This window comes from Pseudomonas sp. Colony2 (genome assembly GCF_019382755.1).
In the GTDB taxonomy this organism is placed as follows: Bacteria; Pseudomonadota; Gammaproteobacteria; order Pseudomonadales; family Pseudomonadaceae; genus Aquipseudomonas.
The window spans coordinates 6,718,177-6,718,810 of sequence record NZ_CP080030.1; the positions used below are offsets into that span (position 1 = coordinate 6,718,177).

Sequence of the window (634 nt, forward strand, 5' to 3'; positions counted from 1 at the left end):
CACCTGCTCCAGTGCCTGATCAACCAGTAACTGCCCCAGCTCACTCATCTGCTGAATGGCCAGCACCACGCCGCGCTGGGAACCTTCCAATTCAAAGGCCAGGTTGGAAGTCAGGGCGTTGAGTGAGGCAAAGGTTTCAGAAGCGTTGGCCAGCAGGGCTTCGGTGGATTGAGAGGGGGTGACGGTAAAGAGTGAAGATGAAGCCGAAGTCGGAAAGTAATGATCCATCGCACGCTCGGCGGCGGCCTGGAGTTTGCGGTGTTCGATTTCAGCGTTGTGGGGCGGATTGGGGGTAGGTTTGAACATGATGAAACTCCTAAACAGATGAGTAAGGAGCGCCACCGTTCGCTTGCACGCGAATAAGGGTGGCGACCGTACGCAGGTGTGCAAGACCGGGCCTGTTTAGGACACCCAGCAGGTCCGAAGACCTCCTGCGCGCAGCCGCCATAAAGCAGCGAGCACAAAAAACGCCCGTTGGATGGCTGGGCGTTTGTACGCCTAAACAGTTTCGTCGGACTTGCACGTCCGTGTCACCGTTTTTTGCGATGACGCACGAAGACTAGGCGCGATCGCAGGGCACAACAAGTTCATGCACAGCGCGAGAGGTTGCAGGAAAAATCCGATCGTAAAGCGC

The 634-nt window shown here is 56.8% G+C and carries 1 protein-coding gene; it reads right to left on the bottom strand.

Annotated features, from left to right (window positions below):
• Nucleotides 1-306, bottom strand: a 306-nt coding sequence (locus tag JV201_RS27510) for a DUF6124 family protein (protein ID WP_219406257.1), incomplete at its 3' end; no start/stop codon positions are given.
• Nucleotides 307-634: the final 328 nt, after the last annotated feature.